General features: G+C 61.7%; 18 protein-coding genes. 9 read left to right on the forward strand and 9 right to left on the reverse strand.

The genetic code is table 11. From position 1 onward, the window contains the following. Window position 1: 1 nt before the first annotated feature. The 4 genes from QNJ86_RS09875 to QNJ86_RS09890 all read right to left on the reverse strand — a co-directional run bounded on the left by QNJ86_RS09875 (window position 2) and on the right by QNJ86_RS09890 (window position 4,310). The gene (locus QNJ86_RS09875) at window positions 2-1,060 is read right to left on the reverse strand and encodes an amidohydrolase family protein (RefSeq protein ID WP_283832452.1); all 1,059 of its coding nucleotides are present in this window, start codon (window positions 1,058-1,060) and stop codon (window positions 2-4) included. 84 nt (window positions 1,061-1,144) lie between these two features. After that, window positions 1,145-1,348: a hypothetical protein gene (locus QNJ86_RS09880; protein WP_283832453.1), complete on the reverse strand. Its 204-nt coding sequence runs from the start codon at window positions 1,346-1,348 to the stop codon at window positions 1,145-1,147. A 168-nt stretch (window positions 1,349-1,516) separates the two neighbouring features. Then, window positions 1,517-1,861, reverse strand: coding sequence for a 4Fe-4S dicluster domain-containing protein (locus QNJ86_RS09885; protein ID WP_283832454.1), 345 nt, complete (start codon window positions 1,859-1,861; stop codon window positions 1,517-1,519). 28 nt (window positions 1,862-1,889) lie between these two features. Beyond that, complete coding sequence (locus tag QNJ86_RS09890; protein ID WP_283832455.1) at window positions 1,890-4,310, reverse strand: molybdopterin-containing oxidoreductase family protein; 2,421 nt, start codon at window positions 4,308-4,310, stop codon at window positions 1,890-1,892. A gap of 384 nt (window positions 4,311-4,694) precedes the next feature. On the opposite strand from QNJ86_RS09890, the gene QNJ86_RS09895 reads away from it, so the two are divergent. From QNJ86_RS09895 to QNJ86_RS09925, 7 genes are all read left to right on the forward strand, one after another. After that, window positions 4,695-5,525 (forward strand): ABC transporter ATP-binding protein, encoded by an 831-nt coding sequence (locus QNJ86_RS09895; RefSeq protein ID WP_283832456.1) that lies wholly within the window; start codon window positions 4,695-4,697, stop codon window positions 5,523-5,525. Continuing rightward, a complete protein-coding gene (locus QNJ86_RS09900) occupies window positions 5,522-6,316 on the forward strand; it encodes an ABC transporter permease (RefSeq protein ID WP_283832457.1) in 795 nt (264 codons plus the stop codon). Before QNJ86_RS09895 ends, QNJ86_RS09900 begins: the two co-directional genes overlap by 4 nt. Window positions 6,317-6,355: 39 nt before the next feature. Further along, window positions 6,356-6,718 carry an SURF2 Surfeit locus protein 2 gene (locus tag QNJ86_RS09905; protein ID WP_283832458.1) on the forward strand — a complete coding sequence of 121 codons (363 nt, stop codon included), beginning with the start codon at window positions 6,356-6,358 and terminating at the stop codon, window positions 6,716-6,718. Between the two features lie 35 nt (window positions 6,719-6,753). Then, complete coding sequence (locus QNJ86_RS09910; protein WP_283832459.1) at window positions 6,754-7,905, forward strand: histone-lysine N-methyltransferase; 1,152 nt, start codon at window positions 6,754-6,756, stop codon at window positions 7,903-7,905. A gap of 28 nt (window positions 7,906-7,933) precedes the next feature. After that, on the forward strand, window positions 7,934-9,412 hold the full coding sequence (gene pyk / locus QNJ86_RS09915; RefSeq protein WP_283832460.1) for a pyruvate kinase: 1,479 nt from the start codon (window positions 7,934-7,936) through the stop codon (window positions 9,410-9,412). Between the two features lie 777 nt (window positions 9,413-10,189). Then, on the forward strand, window positions 10,190-11,224 hold the full coding sequence (locus tag QNJ86_RS09920; protein WP_283832461.1) for an aromatic ring-hydroxylating oxygenase subunit alpha: 1,035 nt from the start codon (window positions 10,190-10,192) through the stop codon (window positions 11,222-11,224). A gap of 134 nt (window positions 11,225-11,358) precedes the next feature. Beyond that, window positions 11,359-12,852 carry a hypothetical protein gene (locus QNJ86_RS09925; protein ID WP_283832462.1) on the forward strand — a complete coding sequence of 498 codons (1,494 nt, stop codon included), beginning with the start codon at window positions 11,359-11,361 and terminating at the stop codon, window positions 12,850-12,852. Window positions 12,853-13,019: 167 nt separating this feature from the next. Here QNJ86_RS09925 and ahcY read toward each other — a convergent pair whose 3' ends face one another. Continuing rightward, entirely contained in the window at window positions 13,020-14,285 is a 1,266-nt protein-coding gene (gene ahcY / locus QNJ86_RS09930; protein ID WP_283832463.1) for an adenosylhomocysteinase, read from the reverse strand. A gap of 536 nt (window positions 14,286-14,821) precedes the next feature. Here ahcY and QNJ86_RS09935 point away from each other — a divergent pair. Beyond that, window positions 14,822-16,144 carry a glycosyltransferase family 2 protein gene (locus QNJ86_RS09935; protein ID WP_283832464.1) on the forward strand — a complete coding sequence of 441 codons (1,323 nt, stop codon included), beginning with the start codon at window positions 14,822-14,824 and terminating at the stop codon, window positions 16,142-16,144. Window positions 16,145-16,236: 92 nt separating this feature from the next. On the opposite strand, the gene QNJ86_RS09940 is transcribed toward QNJ86_RS09935, so the two are convergent. Beyond that, on the reverse strand, window positions 16,237-16,971 hold the full coding sequence (locus QNJ86_RS09940) for a ComF family protein (protein WP_283832465.1): 735 nt from the start codon (window positions 16,969-16,971) through the stop codon (window positions 16,237-16,239). A 553-nt stretch (window positions 16,972-17,524) separates the two neighbouring features. Between QNJ86_RS09940 and QNJ86_RS09945 the strand changes: the two genes are divergently transcribed. Further along, window positions 17,525-18,544, forward strand: a complete 1,020-nt coding sequence (locus tag QNJ86_RS09945; RefSeq protein ID WP_283832466.1) for a substrate-binding periplasmic protein — start codon at window positions 17,525-17,527, stop codon at window positions 18,542-18,544. Between the two features lie 136 nt (window positions 18,545-18,680). Here the strand turns inward: QNJ86_RS09945 and QNJ86_RS09950 are convergent, their stop codons facing one another. The 3 genes from QNJ86_RS09950 to QNJ86_RS09960 all read right to left on the reverse strand — a co-directional run bounded on the left by QNJ86_RS09950 (window position 18,681) and on the right by QNJ86_RS09960 (window position 23,942). Further along, window positions 18,681-19,610 (reverse strand): SufB/SufD family protein, encoded by a 930-nt coding sequence (locus tag QNJ86_RS09950; RefSeq protein ID WP_283832467.1) that lies wholly within the window; start codon window positions 19,608-19,610, stop codon window positions 18,681-18,683. 12 nt (window positions 19,611-19,622) lie between these two features. Continuing rightward, the gene (locus QNJ86_RS09955; protein ID WP_283832468.1) at window positions 19,623-20,399 is read right to left on the reverse strand and encodes an ABC transporter ATP-binding protein; all 777 of its coding nucleotides are present in this window, start codon (window positions 20,397-20,399) and stop codon (window positions 19,623-19,625) included. Between the two features lie 540 nt (window positions 20,400-20,939). Beyond that, on the reverse strand, window positions 20,940-23,942 hold the full coding sequence (locus tag QNJ86_RS09960) for an insulinase family protein (RefSeq protein ID WP_283832469.1): 3,003 nt from the start codon (window positions 23,940-23,942) through the stop codon (window positions 20,940-20,942). Between the last annotated feature and the right edge of the window lie 533 nt (window positions 23,943-24,475).

Raw genomic sequence — 24,475 nt, forward strand, 5'->3', positions numbered from 1 at the left:
CTTACAGGTTGAACAGCTTCGCCGCGTTGCCGCCGAGCATGAGGTCTTTTTCCTCCTGCGACACATCGAGCGCATTGATGGATCCCACCGAGCGGGCCATCCACTCGTAGAACACGGGGAAGGACGAACCCAGCAGCAAGTGATCGGCGCCGCATACCTTCACGGCGCATTCAAGCTGCTCTTTGCTCCAGCTCATGGGGTGCGTCATGTCGAAGAAGATGTTGTTGGTGAGGTAGCGCTCGTACGCCTCGCGGTCCACGTTGGTGGCCAGGCGGTTCATGGCCTCCTTCTTCTTGACGGACACGTGGGGTGCCAGGATGTCCTTCAGCGCAAACCAGTTGCCGCCGAACATCGTGTGGATGAACTTGAGGTCGGGGAACTCGTCGAACATACCCGAGTACACCTCGCGGCCCACGGCGGTTGCCTGCACGTGGATGCGGCCCAGTTCGCGGCGCAGCGGCGTGTATTCGGCGAAGTTGCCAAACGCGTTCTGGCCGGGGGTGTGGTGAATGGCGCAGGGCACCTTCTTCTCGTTCAGCACCTTCAGGTAAGGCTTGAACAAATCGTCGTCGAGGAACTTGTCGCCGTAGCAGCAGGCGAACTGCACGCCCACCATGCCAAGGTCACCGAGGCAGCGCTCAAGTTCGTAGATATCTTCCTTGCGGCCCCACGGCGGGATGACGGCGTTGGCGGCCAGGCGGCCTTCGGACTGGCGACACATCTCGGCGGCCTGGTCGTTTACGATCTTGCACATTTCAAGCGGCAGCCATTCCTGCCACACCGGCATGCGCAGAAGGGCAATATCCACGCCCACCTCGTCCATGGCCTGGATCTTTGTCTCAAGCGTGTAGTCGCCTTCCACGTAGTTCAGGATGTCGCGGCCATCTTCGGTGGCGAGCACAATCTGATCCTTCGCGCCGTCGGGGGTCTTCCCGCGGTAGGCCTTCAAACCCATGGTGATGGGCGCGGAATACAGAAAGCCGTTCAGCACCTCTTCGTTGGTGAACAGGTCGGTGGGCAGAAAGTGCATGTTGATATCGATAACCTTATTTTGAGCCATGGTTCCTCCTTGTCCGACGGGCACCTGCCCCGCGCCTCGGGCGCGTGGGCCACATGAGGAGCGGGGCGGCCGCCCGTCTGGTGATTACTGGTAGATCGGGGTGACCTCGCCCTTCGCCATCTTTTCCATGTTGGCGGAGTTGCGTTCCTTCCAGTCGATGCGTCCCTGCTCGCGCTGGGCCTGCGTGACCTCACGGCTGAACTCGTGCGGCAGACGCACGTCAACGTTCATCAGGCGCTCGGCAATCTCGCCGCCGAAGTCGTCCGCGAACTGCGGTCTCGTGCTCATAGGTTCCCTCCTTCCCGCTGCTCTTTTTGCTCTCCTGTTGCGCCGCCCCGCTTATAAGGGGGCGGCGGCGAACAAGTGTGGTGGGGGCCCTGCCCGCGCGCGGGTGTGCGGGCAGGCAGGGCGGGGTGGGTGCGCCGGCACGCGGTGCGGCGCACCTCGGGGCGTGCGTTACGCCTGCTCGATGGCCACGATCATCTGTTTGGGGGCATCAATCGAGCGCGCAAGTTCTTCCACGTCGCCCCAGGCGAGGCACTGCGCCTGGCAGTGCTGTACACACGTGGGCTGCTTGCCCTTGGCCGTGCGCTCGGCGCAGAGGTCGCACCAACGCGTGAACTGGGGAATGAAGTCGTACTGGTAGTCTTTCTTGGACTCGTCGATATGCAGCGGGCCCAGCTTGGTAATTTTCAGGCCGAACTCGCGCTCGCTGTAGCCGTGCTCCTGCTGGCAGGCCAGCACGCAGGCCTCGCAGCCGGTGCAGTAGTCGACGTCGACGAGTATTCCACGGTATGCCATGTCTAATTCCTTTCCGTCGGGTTCTCGACTAGTCGGCCTTGTAAATCTTGCACATCATGGCCTTGTAGTTCGAACCGAAGCCCGACACGCCGGCGTCAAAGGGCACCAGGTTGTTGATGTTGGATTCCAGTACGCCGAACAGGCCCTTTTGCTCGTCTTCCACGTTTTCCTCGGCGGCATCCTTGCGCTCGGGGAACCACCAACCGTGCTCGGCTTGCAGCACGCGCGGGTCGTAGGTGTCGTTGAACGAGGCCTTGTACTTGCATTTGCCGTGCTTGTTCTCAAGCCAAATCCAGTCGCCCTCTTCGATGCCATTGGCGGCGGCGGTGTCGGGGTGGATGTACACGAGCGGGTCCGGGTGCAGGGCGCGCAGCTTCTTGATTTGGCGCTGCTCGGAGTGGAAGAAGTGCGGCACGCGCGCGCCGGAGGTCACGATGTAGGGGTACTCTTCCAAATCCTCGGGGGCGGAGTACGGGCTTTCCACGGGCTCCACGTAGCTCGGCAGCGGATCGAGGCCCGACCACGAGGTGTGGTGGAACACCATGGAGTAAATCTCTGCGCGACCGGTTTCGGTGCGGAAGCCGGGCTGGCCGTCGGGGCGCAGGTCGCCGGTTTCGTACTTGCGGTACTTGAACTCGGGGTACTTCCACGTGGATTCGCGCAGTTCATCCCACGTAAAGCCGCCGTCTTCCAATGCGTAGTCCCACATCTCCTGCACGCTGTCCCAGGGCCAGGCGATGTCGTTGTTCTCAGGCTTGATGGCGTCGGTGAGGCGCTTGCCCAGCTCCAGGAAGATGGTGTTGTCGGGCTTGGAGTCGCCCACGGGTTCGATGGCCTTGTTGATGCAGCTGATGCGATACGCGTTCAAGCCGCCGAAGCCGTCGCGCTCTTCGTAGGTGGCCGCCGGCAGCACCACGTCGGCCAGCGCCATCATGGTGGGGGTCATGAACAGGTCGGACACCACAATGAAGTCAATCTGCTTGTACCATTCCAGCTGCTGTTCGGCCTGGGCACCCATGGTGGCCAGGAAGTTGTTCGTCACAATGTAGGCCGCGCGAATGGGAATTTCGCCGCGCTGCCACGCCTCAATGGTGGCGTTGGAGGACAGGTTCTTGAAGCCCACGGCGAACATGGGGTAGCGCTCCACGCCGATGCGCTTGGACTGCTCTTCCTCGGTCATGAGTTCATCCCAGCCCCAGGTGCCGGTCCAGTTCGGCTGCTCGATGCCCCAGCACGCGTCGCCCATGACGTTGCCGCCCGGGATGTCCAGGTTGCCGGTGATGCACCAGAGCGCCGTGATGGCGTGCGCTGCCTGCTGGCCGCCCGTCTGCTGGTCAAGCGCCACGCCCCACTGAATGGCCGCGGGGTGCGAAGTGGCATAGGTGCGGGCCACGCGCTGCACGTCTTCCTTGGCAACCCAGGCCTTCTCGCACAAATCGTCAAGGTCCATCTCGGCCACGCGTTCGCACACGGCTTCCAGGCCGTATACCCACTTGTCGCAAAACTCCTGGTCGTAGAGCTTTTCGTCGCAGACCACCTTCAGCATAGCCATGGCCAGCGCGCCGTCGCCGCCGGGGCGCACGCGCAGCCAGTCTTCGCCCGCACGCGCCGCAAGCCACGTGAGCTGCGGGTCAACCACGGCCACCTTCATGCCGCGCTTCATGAGGTCGGTGATCCAGTGACCATAGAAGCCGTCGGCGTTGGAGTAGAAGGGCTGGTGGCCCCACACGATGCAGTACTCAGGTACCGTGTAGCGTGGGTCGTCGTAGCGCTGGGGAAGGAACTGTGAGCAGTCCATGACGCACGCGCCGCCCAGCATGCAGGCCATCGACGCAATACGGGGCAGGTAGCACGAGTTGCCGGCGAAGTACGGCACGCCCTCGTTCGGCGAGCCCACGCAGGCGTTCAGGCGCGTGACCTGGTGAATGTCGCGGCCCGTGCCCTGGCACATGGCAATTTTGTCGGCACCGTAGGTGTCTACGACGCGCTTGAATTCGCGCACGATAATGTCGTAGGCCTCATCCCAGCTGATTTCTACGAATGTGTCCTTGCCGCGGTCGGCGCGGTCGCGCTTCATGGGCTTGGTCAGGCGGTCCTCATGGTATACGTAGTCGGGGATGCACAGGCAGCGGCTGCACAGACGTCCCTGGTTGTAGGGGTCCTCCGGGTCGCCTTCCACCTTTACCAGCTTGCCGTCCTTCACGTAGGACAGGATGCCGCACACGTTGTGGCATCCGGGCGCGCTGCGCGCGGTGCCGCGAATGACGGTCATGCCATCCTCTTCCCACGTCCAGGGAACCTTTGGGGTTTCGGCGGCCGGGATGGGCGGGCGCGAGTCGGTCTTCTTCGGCAAGCGCGAGCCGCGGCGGTACTTCTTTCCGTTGGTCTCGCTCCAGTGCTCCTGCACGGAGGCCTCGGCGGAGTCGGCCATGCTTTCCTCCTTTTCCATGTCTTTCCTCTGTTCTCGTCTCTGCGGTGAGTCGTTTCCGGCTCGGATCTTCGTCCTTGGTACTTGGGGCACTCGGGTCGCAGTTTCCGAACGCGCCCAGCATAAGAAGGCCGCGCGAGCCCATACCCCCCACACAGCATGACGGGGCCGTTTTCAGCATTCCGACCCGAGCGTTTTGGGTGATCATGCCATTGGTATGACGCGTTTATCTGGGGAAACGGGGCGCGTGGGGAACGGGTAGGCGCGCGTGGGGTGGTGCTGGGTGCGCGGGGTGGGCCGCGGTTTTTGCGGCTTGGCGTGTGCGGGGGTGACAAGCTGGTGTCGGTCGGGCGGGGAAGGGGTGTTGCGGTTCCCGGGCGCGGGTGGGGGTGCTACCATGGGGCCATGAGTCTTTTTGCTGCGGAACATATTAAAGCGTCCTATCCGCGCGACGGGCAGGAGGTCGCGCTGTTGCATGACGTGTCCTTTCAGCTTGAGGCGGGAACCATCTATGACTTGGTGGGCCCTTCAGGCGCGGGGAAGTCCACGCTCTTGCGCGTGTGTGCGCTCATGCTCGGCCGCGACGGCGGCGAGCTGTACTTGGATGGCCGGCCTTCGTCGGCGTATCGGCCGCAGGAGTGGCGCCGGCGCGTGTGCCTTGTGCCCCAGCAGGCGGCGCTTGTGGCGGGCACGGTGCGCGACAACTTGGTGCTGCCCTGGTCGCTGAAGGTGAACGCGGGGGAAAAGCCGCCAGCGGATGCCGCGCTTGTGCGCCTGCTTGAGTTGGCGGAGTTGGCTGACGTGGGGCTTGAGCGCGATGTGTCGCAGCTTTCGGGTGGGCAGGCCGCGCGCGTGGCGCTGCTGCGTGCGTTTGCCACGCGCCCACCGGTGTTGCTGCTTGATGAGGTGGATGCTGCGCTCGACAACGGCTCGGCCTGCGCTATCGGGCGTTTGACGAAGGCGCTGGTTGACGAGCGCACCACGTGCGTGCGCATTCGCCATCGGGCGGCCGATGGGTTCGCGTCGGGCACGTTTACCCTGCGTGCGGGCGCGCTGACCTATGCCGATAACTCGCCGGTGGCTGAGAATACCGCGTGTACGGAGGGATTTGATCCGGCAGCGTATGCCGACGTGCGTGCGCTTGCTCAGGCGGCGGTGCCTGTGGCGGCGGGTGTGGGTGCGGGCACGGTGGCCGCACCTCCCGCATCCGGGCCTCAATCAAAGGTGCACTCATGAGCGGGGGAGTAGTCGACATCGGCTATCTGGAACTGTTCGCCGCAAGCGCGCTCATGTTGGTGGCGGGCATCGTGTCGTGGCGGCTGGAGCTGGGGCAGACGAAACGCATTGTGGTGTCGTCGGTGCGCACGTTCGTGCAGCTGCTTGCCGTGGGCTTCGTCCTCATGTTCCTCTTCGAGTACCAAACCTGGTGGCTCGTGCTGTTGCTTTTGGGCTTTATGGTGTTGGCAGCCACGCAGATTGCTACCTCGCGCGTGAAAAGTTCCATCCGGGGGCTTTGGCCTGCGGTATTCGTCTCGCTGTTCGCCTCGTCCATCGTGGTGGCGTTTGTGGTGGTAGAGGGCGTGATTCACGCCGACCCGTGGTACAACGCGCGCCAGTTGGTGCCCATCGCGGGTATGATTATCGGCAATGCCATGTCGGCCACGGCGGTGGCTATCGACCGCCTTTTTGCGGACATGGACAGCCGCTCGAACGAGGTGTTCGCCCTGGTGGCTTTGGGTGCCACGCCGAAGGAAGCGGCGTTTCCCTCCATCAAGGCGGCCGTTGGTGCGGGCATGACGCCCATCCTGGCGTCCATGTCGGCCGCAGGTATTGTCACCATCCCCGGCATGATGGCCGGCCAGCTGCTGGCGGGGGCCGATCCGGTGGCGGCGGCGAAATATCAGATTGTGGTCATGCTTATGCTGTCGGCCGCTAACACGGTTGCCATCGTGCTGGCCTGCTATCTTACCTATCGAAAGCGCTTTTCAGCCGATGGATATTATTTGGACAAGGGCATCCGCGGTTAAGCCGTACCTTATAATCGCAGGAAAGCGAAAGGATTCACCGTGGCTGACGAGAAGGCGTTTTCCCATATAACGGTTTCTGCTGACGACGAGGACGATGTCGTTATTGTGGCGGGTGCGCGCCCCGCATCGCGCGCGAGCGGCGAGGTTCGCCCGGCGGCAGGGGCGGCGGCTGCGCCTACCCCGGTGGCTGCTGCGCCCGAACCTGAACCTGCGCCTACGATCGCACCAGCGCCCGATCCTGCGCCAGCTGCTTCTCCGTCACGCCAGCCCAAGGAAGACGTGAGCGAAACCACCCTTGAGGATTTGAAGGGCGAGCCCATGCCGCTCACGCAAAAGATTGTCATTGCGGTGGCTGCGCTGCTTATCGTGTCCTTCGCGGTCTACTACTTCTTCTTACGCTAACGCGCCAAGCCCCTTTGTCAGGAAGGTAACATCCGATGCCCAAACATGCTGCAAACACACCCTCCGGCACTCCCGATGAGCCCGAGCGCGACGAGCGCATCGGCCTGACCGAGGCGTTTTCTCCCGTGGTGCCCGCCGCGGATGATGCCGAGCCAACCGCTTCCGACGACCGCGACAACGCTGTTGGCCTCACCACAGCTTTCGCGCCCGTGGAAGGCGAAGAGCCTGCTCCCGCCCATGCCGCGGGCTTCAGCTACAAGGGCGACAACGACGATGAATACCCCGACGCGTTTGAAAGCCTTGAGCCGCGCGATGCTCCGCCACTGCTGTTTGGCGACGACAGCGTGCCGGTTGAGCCGGCGGAACCGGTGGGTCGTCATGGCAAGAAGAACAAGGCTGACATTCCGCCTCACCTGCGTAAATCGCGCCGCATGCGCCGCGTGCTTCTGGTGGTTGTGGTGCTTTTGGTGGTGCTCATTGGTGCCCTTGCGTACTTCACGTACCAGTTAATCAACGAGAGCCAGACCCTGGCCGCCCAGCAGACGCAGCAGCAGCAAGAGTCGCAGGAGGTCACCACCATCCAAAAGGATGAAACCAAGGATGCCTCCACCGAGACGGTGAAAAAGACCGAGGCGCCGAACCTGGTGGCCGTGCTTGGCATGACGCAGGACGAGGCCGTGGCCGCCCTCAAGCACGGAGCGACGGTGACCAGCACGCGCGAGGTGAAGGAAGAGGGCAATCCCATCAAGCAGAACGTGACGGTGGCGCTTACCGACGAGCCAGCCGACACGCGCACCGGCACCCCCACGGTGTATCTGGGCCTGAACGAAGAGGGTAAGGTGGCCCAGGCGGGTTACTCGGCCTCCACGGCCGCGCTTGGCTATGGCTCGCTCAGCTTCGCCGATGCCGTGAAAAACGAGCACATCGTGGAAAAGACGCTGGAAGAGGCAGGCATTGAGGTGGCACCGGGTGCCGCCGTGCTGCCCGAGGACAAGACGGCGTACTCTACGTACGCCTCCGACGGCACCACGCTGGTAAAGGAAAACTGCTCGTTCTCCGGCACGGTTGACATAGCCGGCGCCCCCCACGAATGGTCCTCCGTTCTGTCCTACGACTACACCACCGCCAACACGTCGGGGAATCTGGCGGATACTATTCGCATCATCTATGTATACATAAACGCATAACGTTTCGGCGACGGAATGTGAGCGGCATATGGCGAAGCGGACGAAGATTATTTGCACGTTGGGGCCGGCGGTGGATGATGAGGAAACCATTGGCCGCTTGCTTGATGAGGGTATGGATGTTGCGCGGCTGAACTTCTCGCATGGGTCGCATGAGGAACATGCCGAGCGCATGACGCGCTTGCGTCGTGTGTGCGCGCAGGTGGACTCGCCGTGCGCGGTGCTGCTTGATACGCGCGGTCCCGAAATTAGGACAGGTACGCTGACAGGAGGCACGCCTGTGTCGCTGCATGCGGGGGAGCGCATCGTGCTCACCGAGCAGCTCGTGGAAGGCGATGCGCACCGTGTGACTCAAACCTGCGCGGGCCTGGCTGCTCACGTGCCTCCCGGCACGTCGCTGTTGGTTGATGACGGCCTCATCGAGCTAGTAGTCGAAGCCGTCGAAGGTACCGATATCGTGTGCCGCGTGGCCAACGACGGCACGCTTGGCGAGCGCAAGTCCATCAACGTGCCCGGCGTCACGGTGCCGCTGCCGGTCATGACCGACCAAGATCGCGCGGACCTCATCTTCGGCATCGAGCAGGATATCGACTTCGTGGCGGCCTCATTCATCCGCAGCGCCGACGCCATCCGTGAGATTCGCGCGTTTCTTCAGGATCACGGCGGCGGGCACATCGGCCTCATCGCCAAGATTGAAACCGCCGAGGCGGTGAACGATATTGAGGCTATTGTGGACGCGGCCGACGGCGTCATGGTGGCGCGCGGCGATTTGGGCGTGGAGATGCCGTCGTATCTGGTGCCACATATCCAGAAGAAGATCATCCGCCTGTGCAACGAGCGCAACACGCCGGTCATCACGGCCACGCAAATGCTCGACTCCATGATTCGCGCGCCACGCCCGACGCGCGCGGAGGTGGCCGACGTGGCCAACGCCGTGTACGACGGCACCGATTGCCTCATGCTATCAGGCGAAACGGCTATGGGAGCCTATCCGGTGGAGGCCGTGCACGTCATGGCGCGCATCGCGGAAGAAAGCGAGCCCTACCTGCGCGCCGAGGCGGCGGGTTTGCGCGAAGCGTCGCGCGAAGCGGGTCATGGCAGCGTGTCGGTGGCGGTGGGCATGGCCGCCGTGCGCGCGGCTGAAACGCTAGGGGCGCGCTGCATCGTGGCGCCCACCATGTCCGGCCGCAGCGCGCGCCTTATGGCCAGCTTTCGGCCGCATCAGCCCATCTACGCCGTCACGCCGCTGCGTCGCGTGCTGCGCTCGATGCAGCTGTATTGGGGCGTGATGCCGCTTCTGGGAGACGTGCAGGGCGACACAGACTTCGTGATTGAACAGGCAAGACGCATCGTGCTCGACCGCGGCCTGGCCGAGGTGGGCGACATCGGCGTCTTCACCGTAGGCGACCGCGACACCAGCCCCAACGCCGACCAAGCCACCTTCGCCCCCACCAACATCATGTACGTAGTCCAATTCCACCCCGAGGATGCCGAAGGAATGGAAGCGTAACGCGCCGCACGTTGGCGATGGCACCCGCAACGCGCCAAAAGTGTGACGCGCTTGCGCGCTACCGATTAAGGCAAGAGATGGTCGCCCCTCCCTACCACCATGACGAGGGCATATCCTTGTAAATAAACATTACCTGTTAGGTAATCAACGTAGGGGTGCTTCACGAAGCGCCCTCTCCGCCGCAGGCGGAGAACGCAACCATGACCTGCGTTTTCTCCCTTCGCGTGAACAAGCAATTCGTGAACTACCCCTCCATCAACCTATCTCTCAATGATACTTCCTGGTTAGTCAACCCGCGCCATAATACAAAGGCAGGTGATGCGCTTCTGGCGTAATCGACGGCGCGTAAGCGCGTCATACTTGTGCAGCGATGCACCTCAAGGAGGCCAGCAAACATCCATTCCTCTACCAACAACAACCCCTGCAACTCTTGGCTGGCGCATCGAGAAAAACGCAACTTTGCCTGTGACTTTCGGGCTGCATCTTCCTGCAACTGCTCGCTTGAACTACCTGGCAAGCGATGGTACGGCTGAAATAGCCAGCATTTCCTATACGGTTTCTCTCGCTACTTCGTAGCCAACTTATACCGACTCGCGGTGGGTCACTTCGCCGCCGCACGGCACACAGGCGCGCTTTCCCCATAGGCGTGCCTGTTGTGGTTTTCAGGAGCCGCGCGTCTGTGCGAACGTGAGCCTCACCTTCAGCCCTCCCGTTTTCCTCGCGTGACATAGACGTGGGGGAGGCGTTGGTTGCTTGGGGCGTGCGGCGGGCGGGACAATGGGGGAAACGTCCGAGCGCGGGCGCCGCCTCGGTGCCGCAGGAAGCGAGGCTCCCATGATTCCGAACCAGTGGTACGCCGTCTTGTCGTCCTCCGAGATCAGGAGGGGGCGGCCGGTTGGCGTGACGCGTTTCGGCAAGCGCCTTGTGCTCTGGCGCGACTCGGAGGGTAACGTGGCCTGCCTCGACGGCACGTGTTGCCATCGCGGGGCGAACCTCGCGGCGGGGCGCGTGGAGGGCGACCACGTGCACTGTCCCTTCCATGGCCTGCGCTATTCTGCCGACGGGCGCGTGGTGGCCATTCCTGCGAACGGCCTTGAGGCTGAGGTGCCCGAGAACTTCCGCGTACGTGCCTACCTGGCCGTGGACGCGTTCGGCTTCATCTGGGTGTTCTACGGCAAGCCCGAAGACGCGCCCGATGACCTGCCCATGTTCGCCGAATTCCGCGGCAACTTCCCCTACGCCGAGCGTTCGGAGGTGTGGGGCGTGCACTACTCGCGCGCCATCGAAAACCAGCTCGACGTGATCCACCTGCCGTTCGTGCACCCCAACACCATCGGGCGTGGCCACAAGACCCTGGTGAACGGGCCGGTCACGATGTGGGACGCCGACACGCTCACGTTCTACGTGAAGAACGAGCCCGACCACGGCCAGACCCCGCAAACCGCCGACGAAATCGAGAACTGGCACGACCTGAACAGCCTGCAATACCGCGTACCGAACCTCTGGCAAAACCGTATTTCAGACGACCTGCGCGTCATGGCCGCCTTCGCGCCCATCGACGATGAGCACACGAAAATCTACCTGCGCCTCTACCAGCGCATAGTGACCGCGCCGGTGCTGTGCGACGTGGTGTGCGCCGCCGGCAACGTGGCTAATGGCGTGATCCTCCACCAAGACCGCCGCGTGGTGCTCACGCAGCGCCCCAAGAAAACCGAACTCAAAATGGGCGAGAACCTCCTGCGCGGCGACAAACCCGTCATAGAATTCCGCTCCCGCCGCGAAGAACTCAAACACTCCGCCGAGCAGGACTAACGGGGAAGTTGCACGAAGACGCTCAGGTTGCGCCGTTTGAGCTTCAACCGGTGCCATGGTGCTTTTTGGGTTGCGGCTTTGTTGTGGGACAATGGCCTCATCATAGGCGAGGTGGCGCAGGGGATGGGGGACACATGGACGTGCGGGAATTGTTCTTGCAGGAAGTGATGCCTGGCGAAGGTGTGCTCGACCCCGATATGTCGCCGCCGGCCTTTCTTTCGGTGGGGCGCGGCGGGTTCTACGACGCGTTTTGGCCTGATGAATGGGCTGAGGTGCGCGCGTATCCTCCGGCAGACGACGGATGCGCGGCGGGAAAGTATGGCTTTCGCATGCTGCCTGATAGATGGCGCGGGGACACGCTGATCTCGTTTAACACCGTGTTCAAGACGCGCTACAGCGAGGGCGACGATATCCCCAACGGCGCGCGGCCGGGGGATGAGAACCCGTATCTGGCGGCTCGCAAGAAGGTGTGGCTTACGGGCGTATCGCCGCAGTTGATTGCGTGTTTTCGCCGCCAGTACCACTGTTTGGCGAACTTCATGCCGCTTCCGTGGGGCCTCAACCAGTGGCGCGGGTTTACCTGTGATGCGGCTACCGGTATCGCGAACCCCGGCTTGTGCGATTTTCCCGATCTGTTCTTTGATCAGGTGCGGAGATGGTATCTTGGCGCGCCTGACCTCAATCCTCTCGCCCGCGAGGAATTCGATGCCTATCGCACCTACTTCGCCCGCTTTGGCGAAGGGGAGGCGGGCTGGTGGGCTTACGTGCGCCGTAACTACCTTGAGGGAAGTTTTGTGGATGCGGAGGGGCGCATCGTGTACCTGTTTGACCGCGGGGGCGGCGCTGAGCCGTCGACGGAGCATCTGCTTGAGCATGCCCGGCCGCAGCATCCCGCGCAAACGTTGCAGCTGATCAACAACGCGTTTGTGTGCTGGGAGCGTCGCGCTGAGGCGCTTGCGCGCACGGCGGGTACGGTGCTGGAAGAACTTGAGGGCGCGGGTCTTCTGCGCACAGAGGGCGGCCAGGATGATGTCGACGAGGAATTCAACCGGCTGGATTCGTTCTGCGAAGTGCTTACCATCAACGACTACGGCTCCGTGAACCCGCGGTTTCTCTGCGAACTTGCTACAGCTGTTGGTGCACGCGTGGCGTGGAGCATCGTTGCGGAAGACGCGCGAGGGTTCCATGACCTGGCCGAACGCTTCGACCGCCTGGTTTGCGTACGAGAAGTTGCCGTGCCGCTTGAGGGCGTGTGCACGCAAGCCCACGTTGCAGAGCGCCTCGCTACTCTTGAGCGCCAAAACAACGTGTGTAGCATTGTGTACGACCGCAGCCTGAAAACTTTCCGGCTTAAAGGAACTGACGAGTTTGGCCCGCTCGGCTACATCGCTGGCGAACTCTGTCACGACGGCCTGTTCTACGGCTGGGATCTCAAAGATCATGCAGCCGGCTACCACTTCCACGACCACGACTTCGAAGGCGTTCTACACGCTGTACTGCAATACCCCGAACAGTTCTCCATTCCCGACGACTGCATATCTCACTACAGCCCCCAAGAACTAAGATTCCTCAAAAACTTCCAAGCAGCACTGCTATCGGCACCTCTACGCCATCGCGAAAAAGTGTGACGCGCTTCGCGCTGCCGATTATGCCACAGGGTGGTTGCCTCCCTGTCATTATGACGCGGGCATATGCTTATAAGTAAACTTTATCTGTTAGGTAATCCATATACGAACAAGCCCGGCGCGGGGGGCGTCGGGCTTGGGGGAGTGAGCGTTGTGGGAGGGGCGGCTGCTTATGCTTGTTCGAAGTTCCAGCTGTTCATGTACTTGATTTGTTCCTCGGTGAGGGTGTCAATTTCTATGCCGAGAGTTTCTAGCTTTACGCGGGCGACGCCGTCGTCGATGGCGGCGGGGACGTCGTACACCTTGTTCTCCAGCTCGCCAGCGTGCTTATAGAGGTACTCGGCGGCCAGCGCCTGGTTGGCGAAACTCATGTCCATGACGGACGCCGGGTGACCCTCGGCGCAGGACAGGTTCACGAGGCGGCCCTGCGCCAGCACAATCACCGTGCGGCCGTCCGGCAGCGTGTATTCCTCAACCAGCGGCTTGAGCTCGGTCTTCTTCACGGCGTGCTCTTCAAGCCACACGAGGTTGATCTCAGAGTCGAAGTGGCCGGAGTTGCACACAATGGCGCCGTCTTTCATGTTCTCGAACGCGGGGCCGTCAACCACCTTGCAGTTGCCGGTCACGGTCACCCACACGTCGGCGAAGCGCGCGGCCTCGGCGGCGGGCATCACCTCGTAGCCCTCCATGTGCGCTTCGAGCGCCTTCAGCGGGTCCACCTCGCACACGATTACGCGCATACCCATGCCCTTCGCGCGCAGCGCAAGCCCGCTGCCGCAGTAGCCGTAACCCGAGATCACAATGGTACGCCCGCACATCAGGCGATTCGTGGCGCGGATGATGCCGTCCAGCGTGGACTGGCCGGTGCCGTAGTGGTTGTCGAAGCAGTGCTTGGTGTTCGCGTCGTTGATGTTGAACACGGGGTAGGCAAGCGTGCCCTCGGCAGCCATGGCCATGAGACGCACCACCCCGGTGGTGGTTTCCTCGGTGCCACCCACCACGCCCGGTAGCTTGTCGGTGTGGGTGGTGTGCAGCGCGGTGTCGAGGTCGGCGCCGTCGTCCATGATGATCTGCGGGTTCGTGGCAATCACAGCCTCGATGTGGCGCTGATAGGTGTCCGCATCTTCGCCCGCGATGGCGAACACGTCAATGCCGAAGTCGCGCACGAGTGCCGCCGCCGTGTCGTCCTGCGTGGACAACGGGTTCGACGCGCAGAGCGCCACCTGTGCGCCCGATGCCACCAACGCGCGCATGAGGTTCGCCGTTTCGGTGGTCACGTGCATGCAGGCACCAATGCGCACGCCCTCCAGCGGGCGTTCGCGCTCGAAGCGCTCACGGATGGAGGCAAGCACGGGCATGTCGCGGTCAGCCCACAGGATGCGGGCGAGGCCTTCGTCGGCCAGAGTGAGGTCCTTGATATCGTGGTTGGTGGACATGGTAGTCTCCCTTATATAGTGTGTAGGCGATGACTCGTTTGGTAACTGCAAGCGTACCATAGCCGCAGGGTCCCGCGCGTCTGCGGCCGCCCCCCTTACATAAAACGGACGGAAGGCAAAGGGGGGCGGCGGCACGCGGCGGCACGCGGCACGGTTGCGCTACACGGCGACGTGGCGCAGCGCGGCACGCTCCACGGCATTGCCCGCGACACGACGCCCTTCCCGCCACGCGCTCACATTCCGCACCCCGCCGCACAGCTTCCATTTCGAGGCGGTTGTGAAGTTCGTATGCAGAACGTTTGTGCATACGAGGCTTTTATCGCGCGGAAATCAGAAGAATCGGTAACGGAGTGACTCCGCGTTGAGACGAATGGCTGCGAAGTAGCTATAATCTCCCAAGCTTGCAAACCTGCATGACGCACTCGTACCAACAACACACCAGGCGGTAAGGGCGAAAGCCCCCGGACTGGCGTGCGCAGGGGAGCAGAGGACGGCCGTTGAAGGAAGGCGGCCCGTAAAAGGAGCAAATTAGAGTGATGCTTGACCAATTTTTCTCGCAGATATCGTTCGTCGACATCTTCAATTTCTGCGTCTTTCTCACGTTTAGCATCTGCTATACCTACCAACTGTATTATGTGTTCGTGGTGCTCACCCGCAAGCCAAAGAAGCGTGTGGCGAAGAAGAGCCACCGCTTCGCCGCTGTCATCTCGGCACGCAACGAAAGCGCCGTCATCGGCGACCTCATTCACTCCATCAAGGTGCAGAACTACCCGCAGGAACTCATTGACGTGTTCGTCATCGCTGATAACTGCACCGATAACACGGCCGAGGTGGCCCGCGAGGCCGGCGCCATCGTGTTTCCGCGCACGAACGACAAGGAAGTGGGCAAGGGCTATGCGCTTGATTACGGCTTCCAGGTCATTCGCGAGCAGTACGCCGACCGTGGCTACGAGGCGTATTTTGTGTTCGATGCCGACAACGTGCTGGACGTGAACTACTTCCGCGAGATGAACGCCACGTTCGACAACGGCGCGAAGGCCTCCACCAGCTACCGCAACTCCAAGAACTACGACTCCAACTGGATTAGCGCGGGCTATGCCGTGTGGTTTTTGCGCGAGGCGAAATTCCTGTCGCAGGCGCGCCTTACGCTGAACACCAGCTGCGTGGTGTCGGGCACAGGCTTTTTCATTGCGGCCGACATCATTGAGAAGCACGGCGGCTGGAAATGGCACCTGCTCACCGAGGATATCGAGTTCTCAACGAACAGCATCCTGGAGGGCGTGCGCATCAGCTACACCCCCACGGCCATTCTCTACGACGAGCAGCCCACCACCTTCCGCGATTCATGGAACCAGCGCTTCCGTTGGGCAAAGGGCTTCTACCAGGTGTTTTGGCACTATGGCGGGCGTCTGGCAAAGGGTGTGTTCACCAACTCCAAGGGCTCGCGTTTCGCGTGCTACGACATGCTGATGACCATTGCGCCGGGCATGCTGCTTACCATTGTGTCGGTGCTGTTCAACGGCATTATCATTGCGCTGGCCGCCGCGGGCATGATGTCCACCGGTGTCATGATTGCCTCGTCGCTGTCCTCCATCTTCTTCTGCCTGTTCAACTACCTGGTGTTCATGTTCATGTTCGGTGTGCTGACCACGTTTGTTGAATGGGATTCTATCCGCTCCACCACGGCCAAAAAGGTGCGCTACATGTTCACCTTCCCGTTCTTCATGCTTACCTACATCCCCATTGCGCTTGTGGCGCTGGTGAAGAAGTGCAACTGGAAACCCATCCAGCACAGCATTTCGGTTGACGTGGCTGAATTCGCCGAGTCGCCCACCACCAAGCGCGAACGCATCATGTAATTCAGGTAACTCAGGCAACCCAAGCTGCACACTCCTTCCAAAACGGCGAACCTTCGGGTTCGTCGTTTTTTATGGGGGAAGAATGCTTGCTGTTAGAACACGCGCGCAAACGTTAAGCACCACACTTTGTGTGCGCCAGCGCGCAGAAGGGCGTCGGTTACGTCGTAGAGGGTGGCGCCGGTGGTGCACACATCGTCAATGAGTAATACGTGTGAGGGGATGGAAGCGCCCGGCAACGCCTCAAAGCGCCCTGTGGTGTTCTCCAGGCGCGCCCGGCGGGAGAGGGCGCGCTGGTCGCGCGTGTGTGGCCGCGCGAGGGGAGAGGCAAGTGGCAACCCCAGAAGCCGGGCGACTTCCCCCGCCAGCAGTTCCGCGTGGTCGAACCCGCGTCGGCGGCGGGCCGCCGAGGAAGCGGGCACGAACACTACCACCTCAGGGGCCCAGGCGGGTGGGCACATGCGTACCATGAGCTCGGCCATGGGCGTAGCGAGGCGTCGTTCTCCCTGGTCTTTGTATGTGCGCACGATGCGCCCGGCTGCTTCTTCAAACGTGACGGCGCTCGCACAGCCCGCGAAGGGTACATCCTCGCGCCCGGCTCGCGTAAGCATTACGGGGTTGCACTCGGTGCATTGTACGCGCCCAAACGGCGCGCCGCAGCGTGGGCAGGCGCGCCACCAATCCAGGTAGGGAAGGGTCGCTCGGCAGGCGTCGCACAATACCTCGCCCGGTGCATCGCAGACGGCGCAGCGCGTAGGCCACAACGTTTCAGCCAGGGCTTCGGTTGCTCCGGCAACGTAGGTTCTCAAAAGGGTGGCATGCGCTTCCATAGCCAAAAGCCTAGCGCCGCAACCTTACCGCTGCGCCGTCTTTATGCCGTCGCCGAACCGCCAGATTCTTACCGTAATCCAGCGTGCGCGCCGTTTTCCCTTCGACAAAATTACGGCGCATTCCCAACGCATTCCAAGCGCATCTCCAACGCGCGCCACACAAACACGCCACCCCCTCGCGACCTGCCGGATTCCGCTACGCCCCCAGGGGTTCTCCTTCATGCTGATTCTGCGCGCGCCGCTTCCGGGCGTTTTCCCTATCTGGTACACTGATCGGTGCTTCTTTCGAGTCTGTAGTTGCGGGACGTACGTCCCAAGTCCATGGCAGACGCGGTCGAAAGGATCCACGTAAGTCGCGCGGTTCGCCGTGCGGCGATCATGGCGCGTCCTAGAGGTAAGCCGCACCGCCCGTCTAACTTTCAAGCGACATACCGTCGCTGCGGGCGAGAGGGCCACGGGTGCAAGCTCGGCTCCGGTGCGCGGGTGTGGGGGCAAAGACTAGGTCAGTCGGAAGAAGCACCCGAAGGGAAACGGCAGATGGAGGCTCCTGATTATGGTGCGTTTTAAGGCGCTTGTGTGCGCCGCGGCGGCTGCTTGTTTGGCAGTAGTGCTGGCAGGCTGCGCGTCGCAGCAGAACTATACCCCTCCCGAGAAGACCCCGACCATCTCCACGCCGGCTATCGGCAAGGAGGGCACGCTGCGTGTGGGTGTGGACGCTTCGGCGCCGCCCTTGGCGGGTCAGTCGAACAGCTCGTCGAAGATCGTGGGCATCAATGTTGATGTGGCTGCCGCGCTCGCCGACCAGCTGGGTTTGAAGCTGGAAATTGTTGACGTGGGGGCCGACCCCGAAAGCGCGCTTAAGGACGACAAGGTTGACATCGTCATGGGCATTGAACAGTCAGATTCCGATGTGACGTTCTGGAAGTCCTCGCCGTATCTGCCCACGGCGGTTGCGCTGTTCTCCACGCCGTCGAACACGACGGTGCCCACCAAGGCCAGCAAGCCGGAAATTGCGGCGCAGGTGTCGTCGAAGAGTTCGTGGCAGGTGGAAAACGAGTTTGGCGACAGCGCGCTGGTGCCTGAGAACGATTTGAAGAGCGCGTTTGCCGACCTTGCGGCGGGCACCGTGCAGTATGTGGCTGCCGACGCGGTGAACGGGTGGTATGCGGCCAAGGCGAATGACGTCGACGTGATTCTTGTGGCGCTTATGCAGCAGCTCAATGGTTACTGCGTGGGTGTGACGGATTCCAATGCGGAGCTTAAGCAGGCGGTTTCTGATGCGCTTGCCTCGCTTGAGAATGGTGGCATCGTGGACATCATTGAGGCTAAGTGGCTTGGTGAGGCTCTTGATCTCAGCTCGCTTCCGCTGACTGAGGGTGCAAAGGCCTCAAAGTCCGGCACCACCACCAAAGACACCACCGACAACAATAAAACCGCCGGTGATGAGCCGAAGGATGGCACCGAGTCCACCAATGGCGAAACCCCTGTTGAAGGCGAAGGTGACGAAGCCGAGCCTACTACTCCTACCGAGCCCGGCGGTAACGCCGTCCAACCACAAAGCGAAGCAGCTTAAAGCGCAGGGAGTACACAAGCCTGCGTTAGTTGCATTGGCGTGCATTGGTGTTTATCACGTGCGTCACCAAACGAAACACCCGCCTCATCATTTCTATGGGGCGGGTGTTTTTGCGTCGTAGGGTGAACGTGAACTTCTAGTTCAGGAAGTCCTCGAGAATCTCCTGCTCGGCTTCTTCTTCCGTTAGGCCCAGTGTCATCAGCTTCACAATTTGGTCGCCGGCGATCTTGCCGATGGCGGCCTCGTGGATGAGTTGTGCGTCCTCGCTGGCGGCCTCAATGCCGGGGATGGCCGTGACCTTCGCCTTCCCCATGATGATGGCGTCGCACTGTACGTGACCGCGGCAGGCTGCCTCGCCGATGACCAGCGGATTGAACACCTGCTTGGAGTTGTCCTGCGCCACCGAACGCGAGATTACCTGCACGCTGGAGTCGTCGCCCTTGAGCTCAATCTTCATGTTCGACGTGGCCACCTGGTCATCATGCGTGAGCAGCTTTTCGGTAAGCACCAGCTTCGCGCCGGCGCCCAATTCGGCGTTCGTGTCGCGCACGGTGGACGACACGCCGCGCAGCTGGGTGAGTTCCATCTCGCAGCTGGCGTTCTCTTCCATCACCACGTTCGTCACAGGGTTCAGGATGCGCTCGCCGGTGCCGGTACCTTCGCCATAGTGCTTCTCCACGTACTTGACGTGGGAATTCTTGCCGCAGTAGAACGTGTGGATGCCGTCGTGTTCAGAAGCCTGGTGGCTCTCGTTGTGAATGCCGCAGCCCGCCACAATGGTGACGTCGCAGTCGTCTTCGATGTAAAACGTGTTGTACACGACGTCCTTCAGGCCCGCCTGCGTCACGATGACCGGGATGTATACCGTCTCGCCCTTCGTGCCGGCTTTGATGCGGATGTCGATGCCGGGGTTATCCGACTTCGTGGAAATTTCGATGTTTGCGGACGAGTGGCGCTCAACGAGTTGCCCGTCCTTGCGGATGTTGAACGCGCCTTTCGGCATGCCATGAATGTTGGCAATCTCGGCGAGCAAACTCTCGTCGATGGGGGACAAATCTACAGCCATGTGACTCACTCCTTAGCAGGTGGTGGGGATTTCGGTCAGGTGCAGCTCGGGGGGCTCGGTGAAGGTGCAGCCGGGGATGCCCTTCGCCACGAAACCGAGCTTCGGCATGAGGTCGGCCGGGGTGCCGGTTTCGGCCACTTTGCCTTCGCGGAGAAGCACAATTTCGTCAGCCAGTTGGATGATGCGCTCCTGGTGCGAGATGATGACGATGGAACGGCCGTCGCGCGCCTCGTGGATGTCGCGAAACGTTTCGGTCAGGCGGTCGAAACTCCACAGGTCGATGCCCGCCTCGGGCTCGTCGTAGATAGCGAGTTTCGGGTCGCGCGCGAGGATGGTGGCAATTTCGATGCGCTTTACCTCGCCGCCCGAGAGGTTCTTGTCCACCTCACGCGTGAGGTAGTTTGCCGAGCAGAGGCCCACGCGGGCGAGGTACTCGTTGCACGACAGCATGGGCAGCTTTTTGCCGGCCGCGATGTCGAGCAGCTTCTTCACCTTCATGCCCTTGAAGCGGGCGGGCTGCTGGAAGCCGTAGCCGATGCCCTTCTTCGCGCGTTCGGCGATGCCCAGTTCGGTGATGTCTTCGCCGTCGAAGAAGATCTGGCCCGAGGTGGGGCGCTCAACGCCCATGATGAGTTTCGCGAGGGTGGACTTGCCGCCGCCGTTCGGCCCCGTGATCACCGTGAAGCGGTCGTCGGGAATCGTGAGCGACAAGTTGTCGATGATGCGCCGCATCTCTTTGGAGCCTTCCTGAAGCGGCACTTCAAACGTGAGGTTTTTCAATTCCAACATGGTTTGTGCTCTCCGTATCCTTCTCGTCTAATTGCTATTCTATTACTACCATTTAAGGGACGCCCCGTCAAGGCGCAGTGGCGCACATTCCCCTCACCAAGCCCCGATTGCGGGTGGATGCCCGCCGCCGCTCGATGAGAACTCGCGCGAGCTAAGAACCTCCCGCTCATGCGCCCGTTCGTCTCAATCGTTTATTCTAACTTTAATTAGCCCCACCGACCCCCTGAATGTCCCAATTTACTACTCCCAAACCTCGCATTCTTCCCCAGAACAAATGTACGAATGTTTCACGTGAAACATTCAACGAAAAAACGAGCGCTCAAAAAAATGCGTGCTCAAAAAAAGACTATCCAAAAAAATGAGCGTTCGAAAAAGGGGGACTTAAAAAATGAGTGAAAAAAGTTTTGTGAAAAATAGGTGGAGTAAGGGGAAGTGAAAAAGTGGGCGCAAAAAAGATGGCGCGCAGGGGGTCCTGCGCGCCATCTCGGAAAACTTAATAACTATTATCTATTAAATCATTTTATAACACCAGCACCTGATTTACTCGTTCAGCAGGTCGATCAGGTGGAGGTTGGTGTGCGTGCTTCCGAGGATGTCTTTGCTGCCGAAGACGCAGATCGCCTGCGCGTCGAGTGTCGCCCCAAGCGTGGGGGCGAGGGTGCGGACGGCGGCAGCATCGGTGGCTACCATTTCTGCGCGGGTTTGCAGGCGCGCCTCGGGCGTACGTCCGCCGAAGAAGTCGCCGTCTTGGCGACGCGCCTGCACGCGCGCCTTGAGCGGCGCGTCGTAGCCGGCCACCGTGGCCACCACGTAGCCTTCCATTGCGCTCTGTTCGGGGTCGAAGGACTCCAACCACGCGGCCGACGCGGCGAAACGATCCAGCGTCTCGTCCAGGTGCGGGTCGCGATAAGAGTAGAACCTGAGCGAGCCCGTACGCGCCGCCTGGAAGCCCGCGCCGTACGCGCCGCCCTTGACGCGCACCTCGTTCCACAGGTAATCGTAGGACAGCGCCCGCGCGGCCACCTGCCACGCGCCCGTATAGGGAGCGCCGAACTCGCGGCGGTCGAACCCTTGCGCGGCGTAGCATACGTCGGTAGGCACGATGAAGGCCTCGTTGCGCACCACGGGCTCGGGTACCTGCAGCAGGCGTTCAGCACCCTCCGTGCGGCCGGTCACGGCTCCCGCGTTCCAGAACCGCGCGAAGTCGTCATCAGATCCCGTGAAGCTGACCACGCACCCCTCATCCACGAACAGGCGCGCAGCCAGCTCGGAAAGCTTCGCCACCAGTTCCTCGGCGCGTTCATCGAAATCCGCCAGCAACTCTTTCAGGAAGCGATAGAAGCCCACGCCGCCCAGCTTCTCCCGCACAACGCCGGCGGGCAGGTAGTATGACGAGGCGCGCGCCATGGCGGCCGCATGTCCAGCCGCGGCGAAGCCCTGCTCCATGCCGATGCGCTTCTGTTGCAGTACGTCTTTGATCTTGCTCGTGTCGGAGAAGTCGGTCTCCGTCATAATTTCCAGCGGAAGCGTGGCTGCGAACTCCACGTTCTCGGAAAGCGCGCTCGCGCTCACCACCAGCTTCGGATTGAGGTCGTCCGGTCCGTTCGCCCCTTCGTAGATGTCGGCGAAGAAGGCCAGGTTGCCCAGCTTGCCGTTTGTAAGCGTGTCAATCTCGGCCGCCGTGTGCCGCGCGGTGCCCAGCTTGCCCAGCACGAGTCCCAGCACGCCCACATAGGGCAATTCGTCGAAGGTGGCGCGCGCCAAATCAAAGTAGCGGTAGGTATACGCGATGCCGCGCGTGGGAATATCGTGGCGCACGCAGGGGAGGGGAGCGTCGTCCACCAGACCATACGTGGGTTCCTCGGGAGCGTCGGCGATGTCTGCCACGGAAAGGCGCGGCAGCGTGGCCAGCGCCTCAGGCGAGTCCGGCTCGGTCTGCAAGCGACGCAAGCGCGCCTCTTCGTCGGCCACGCGCTCATAATCGGCGGGTTCCATATCCGCCTCAACCGCCGCGAGGCGCGCGGCCTCAAAGTCATCCACGTCACCCTCGGCGGGACGCACCTCCGCAAGTGCCCAGTGCATGCTCTCCAAAAACACGTCGGTGATCAGGCGCTCGAAGTACCCTTCACCCATCTGGCGGCGCAGCAGCGCGAAGTCATCCTCGTAGCGCAGATACGACGTGGCCAGCTCGTCGTCGTACAGCCAGCCACCCAGCGCTGACATCGACAGCGCCACGCCATCGGCCATGCCAAAGTCACGCTCGCGCATGACAAACTCGGCGCGCGAAAGCGATGCTTCCAGCAGCTCACGGTCAACGCCGTTTTCAGCCACCTCGCGGAGCGCATTTTCGAACGCCTCGCGGAACCGCTCAGCCGCACCAGGCTTCGCGCCCCGCAACTGCACTACCGCGAATGGCTGCAAAAGTGAGTCGGCCAAGAAGGCCAGCACGTCATCAGCCAGATCCGCATCCAAGAGCGCCCGCTTGACCGGAGCCTCGTTGCTGCCCAGAAGCGCGTCAAGCAGAATATCCACCGCCACCATGCGCGTGCGCTCAGCCACATCGCCAATCACATACCCCAAGCCCGCGCACGCATTTTCGGGCGCCGTATCCATCGTGCGCACCACGTGCGGCGCCACCACCGGCTCCTGTGCCAGCAACTCATGCGGCAACAGCTGCGGAAGCCCGTTTGCCGTGCGCTCTTCAGCACGAGCGTGCTGTTCATCGGCCACCGGAGAGAGATATCCCTCATCCAAAAACGCCAGCATGCGGTCCACATCCAGGTCGCCGTAGAGCGTGAGATAGCTGTTATCCAGGCGATAGTGGCGCGTGTGCTCTTCCAGGAACTGCTCATACGTAAGATCGGGAATAGCCTGCGGCGTGCCGCCCGACTCAAAGCGATACGCCGTGTCGGGGAAGAGTGCGGCCTGCAACTCGTCGTAGAGCACCGAGTTCGCATCCGAAAGCGCGCCCTTCATCTCGTTGTACACCACGCCGTTCAGCGTGAGCTGCGCCGAGCCATCCTCAGCTTCAGTGCGCGCCACCTCCGCGCCTACCACCGAGTCGCCTTCGTCGGCCTCCGCGTCGCCGGCCAGCTCAAAGTGCCAGCCCTCCTGCTCAAAAATGGCGCGCTTGTGATAGATGGCCGGATGCAGCACCGCGTCAAGGTACACGTCCATGAGGTTCAGCAAATCCTGCTCGTTGGTGCTGGCCACCGGATACATGGTCTTGTCGGGGAACGTCATGGCGTTCAGGAACGTTTGCATGGAGCTCTTGAGCAAGTCCACAAAGGGTTCCTTCACCGGGAATTTGTCGCTGCCGCACAGCACCGAGTGCTCCAAGATGTGGAACACGCCGGTATCGTCCGCCGGGGGAGTTTTGAACGTAATGGAGAACGCCTTGTTGACGTCGTCGTTTTGCAGGTAGAGCAACTTCGCGCCACTCTTCGCGTGATGCAGCACGTAGGCCACGCCATCAATCTCAGGCACCTCTTCACGCGAGCGCACGGTAAACCCATGCAGTGTTTGGTCAGGGGAAAGTTCCATTCTCAAGCAACCTTTCGTCGGATGCATAACGTTTCTTCCCCATTGTCCCACAACCCGCCCCCCAAGCCACCCCCATCATCGCATCCGCAGATTCCCGTTGCCGAAAAGAGAAACACCCCGCCCCCTAAAAAGGTGATGCGTTCCGCGCAATTGATTACTGTATTAGGTAGCGCGAAGCGCGTCACATTCTTTTGCGCGGCGAATGGGGTAGTAGGGAGTCTTCCCGCTAACGCCACACGGGATCCTTCGACTCCGCGCTACGCGCTCCGCTCAGGATGACAAAGGGAGCGCCCTCGTAAGTCTTTCTTACGGGAATGGTAATCCACGCAGGGATGCAAGCAGCGACGGCGCGAAGCTCCTAGTCTCCTTAGGGATGCATCAGTTCCGCCGCAGGCGGAGAGCACAACCCTGACCTGCGTTTTCGCGCTTTGCGCGAACGGATGCACTGGAGTGCATCCCTCATATACTCTTTATGTCGCCAGATTTATGGCGAGTACGTCCTTTCCAATGTAGGTTGCATGTGAGATAAAGGG

The organism is Gordonibacter faecis (assembly GCF_030077735.1).
Classification (GTDB): Bacteria; Actinomycetota; Coriobacteriia; order Coriobacteriales; family Eggerthellaceae; genus Gordonibacter; species Gordonibacter faecis.

What these genes read in the sequence shown, in the direction of transcription:
- QNJ86_RS09955 (WP_283832468.1), bottom strand. Translation starts at nt 20,399, where the DNA reads ATGTTGGAATTGAAAAACCTCACGTTTGAAGTGCCGCTTCAGGAAGGC.
- QNJ86_RS09945 (WP_283832466.1), top strand. Translation starts at nt 17,525, where the DNA reads ATGGTGCGTTTTAAGGCGCTTGTGTGCGCCGCGGCGGCTGCTTGTTTG.
- QNJ86_RS09910 (WP_283832459.1), top strand. Translation starts at nt 6,754, where the DNA reads ATGCCCAAACATGCTGCAAACACACCCTCCGGCACTCCCGATGAGCCC.
- QNJ86_RS09875 (WP_283832452.1), bottom strand. Translation starts at nt 1,060, where the DNA reads ATGGCTCAAAATAAGGTTATCGATATCAACATGCACTTTCTGCCCACC.
- QNJ86_RS09950 (WP_283832467.1), bottom strand. Translation starts at nt 19,610, where the DNA reads ATGGCTGTAGATTTGTCCCCCATCGACGAGAGTTTGCTCGCCGAGATT.
- QNJ86_RS09880 (WP_283832453.1), bottom strand. Translation starts at nt 1,348, where the DNA reads ATGAGCACGAGACCGCAGTTCGCGGACGACTTCGGCGGCGAGATTGCC.
- QNJ86_RS09920 (WP_283832461.1), top strand. Translation starts at nt 10,190, where the DNA reads ATGGGGGAAACGTCCGAGCGCGGGCGCCGCCTCGGTGCCGCAGGAAGC.
- QNJ86_RS09935 (WP_283832464.1), top strand. Translation starts at nt 14,822, where the DNA reads ATGCTTGACCAATTTTTCTCGCAGATATCGTTCGTCGACATCTTCAAT.
- QNJ86_RS09900 (WP_283832457.1), top strand. Translation starts at nt 5,522, where the DNA reads ATGAGCGGGGGAGTAGTCGACATCGGCTATCTGGAACTGTTCGCCGCA.
- QNJ86_RS09925 (WP_283832462.1), top strand. Translation starts at nt 11,359, where the DNA reads ATGGACGTGCGGGAATTGTTCTTGCAGGAAGTGATGCCTGGCGAAGGT.
- ahcY (WP_283832463.1), bottom strand. Translation starts at nt 14,285, where the DNA reads ATGTCCACCAACCACGATATCAAGGACCTCACTCTGGCCGACGAAGGC.
- pyk (WP_283832460.1), top strand. Translation starts at nt 7,934, where the DNA reads ATGGCGAAGCGGACGAAGATTATTTGCACGTTGGGGCCGGCGGTGGAT.
- QNJ86_RS09890 (WP_283832455.1), bottom strand. Translation starts at nt 4,310, where the DNA reads ATGGAAAAGGAGGAAAGCATGGCCGACTCCGCCGAGGCCTCCGTGCAG.
- QNJ86_RS09960 (WP_283832469.1), bottom strand. Translation starts at nt 23,942, where the DNA reads ATGGAACTTTCCCCTGACCAAACACTGCATGGGTTTACCGTGCGCTCG.
- QNJ86_RS09940 (WP_283832465.1), bottom strand. Translation starts at nt 16,971, where the DNA reads ATGGAAGCGCATGCCACCCTTTTGAGAACCTACGTTGCCGGAGCAACC.
- QNJ86_RS09895 (WP_283832456.1), top strand. Translation starts at nt 4,695, where the DNA reads ATGAGTCTTTTTGCTGCGGAACATATTAAAGCGTCCTATCCGCGCGAC.
- QNJ86_RS09885 (WP_283832454.1), bottom strand. Translation starts at nt 1,861, where the DNA reads ATGGCATACCGTGGAATACTCGTCGACGTCGACTACTGCACCGGCTGC.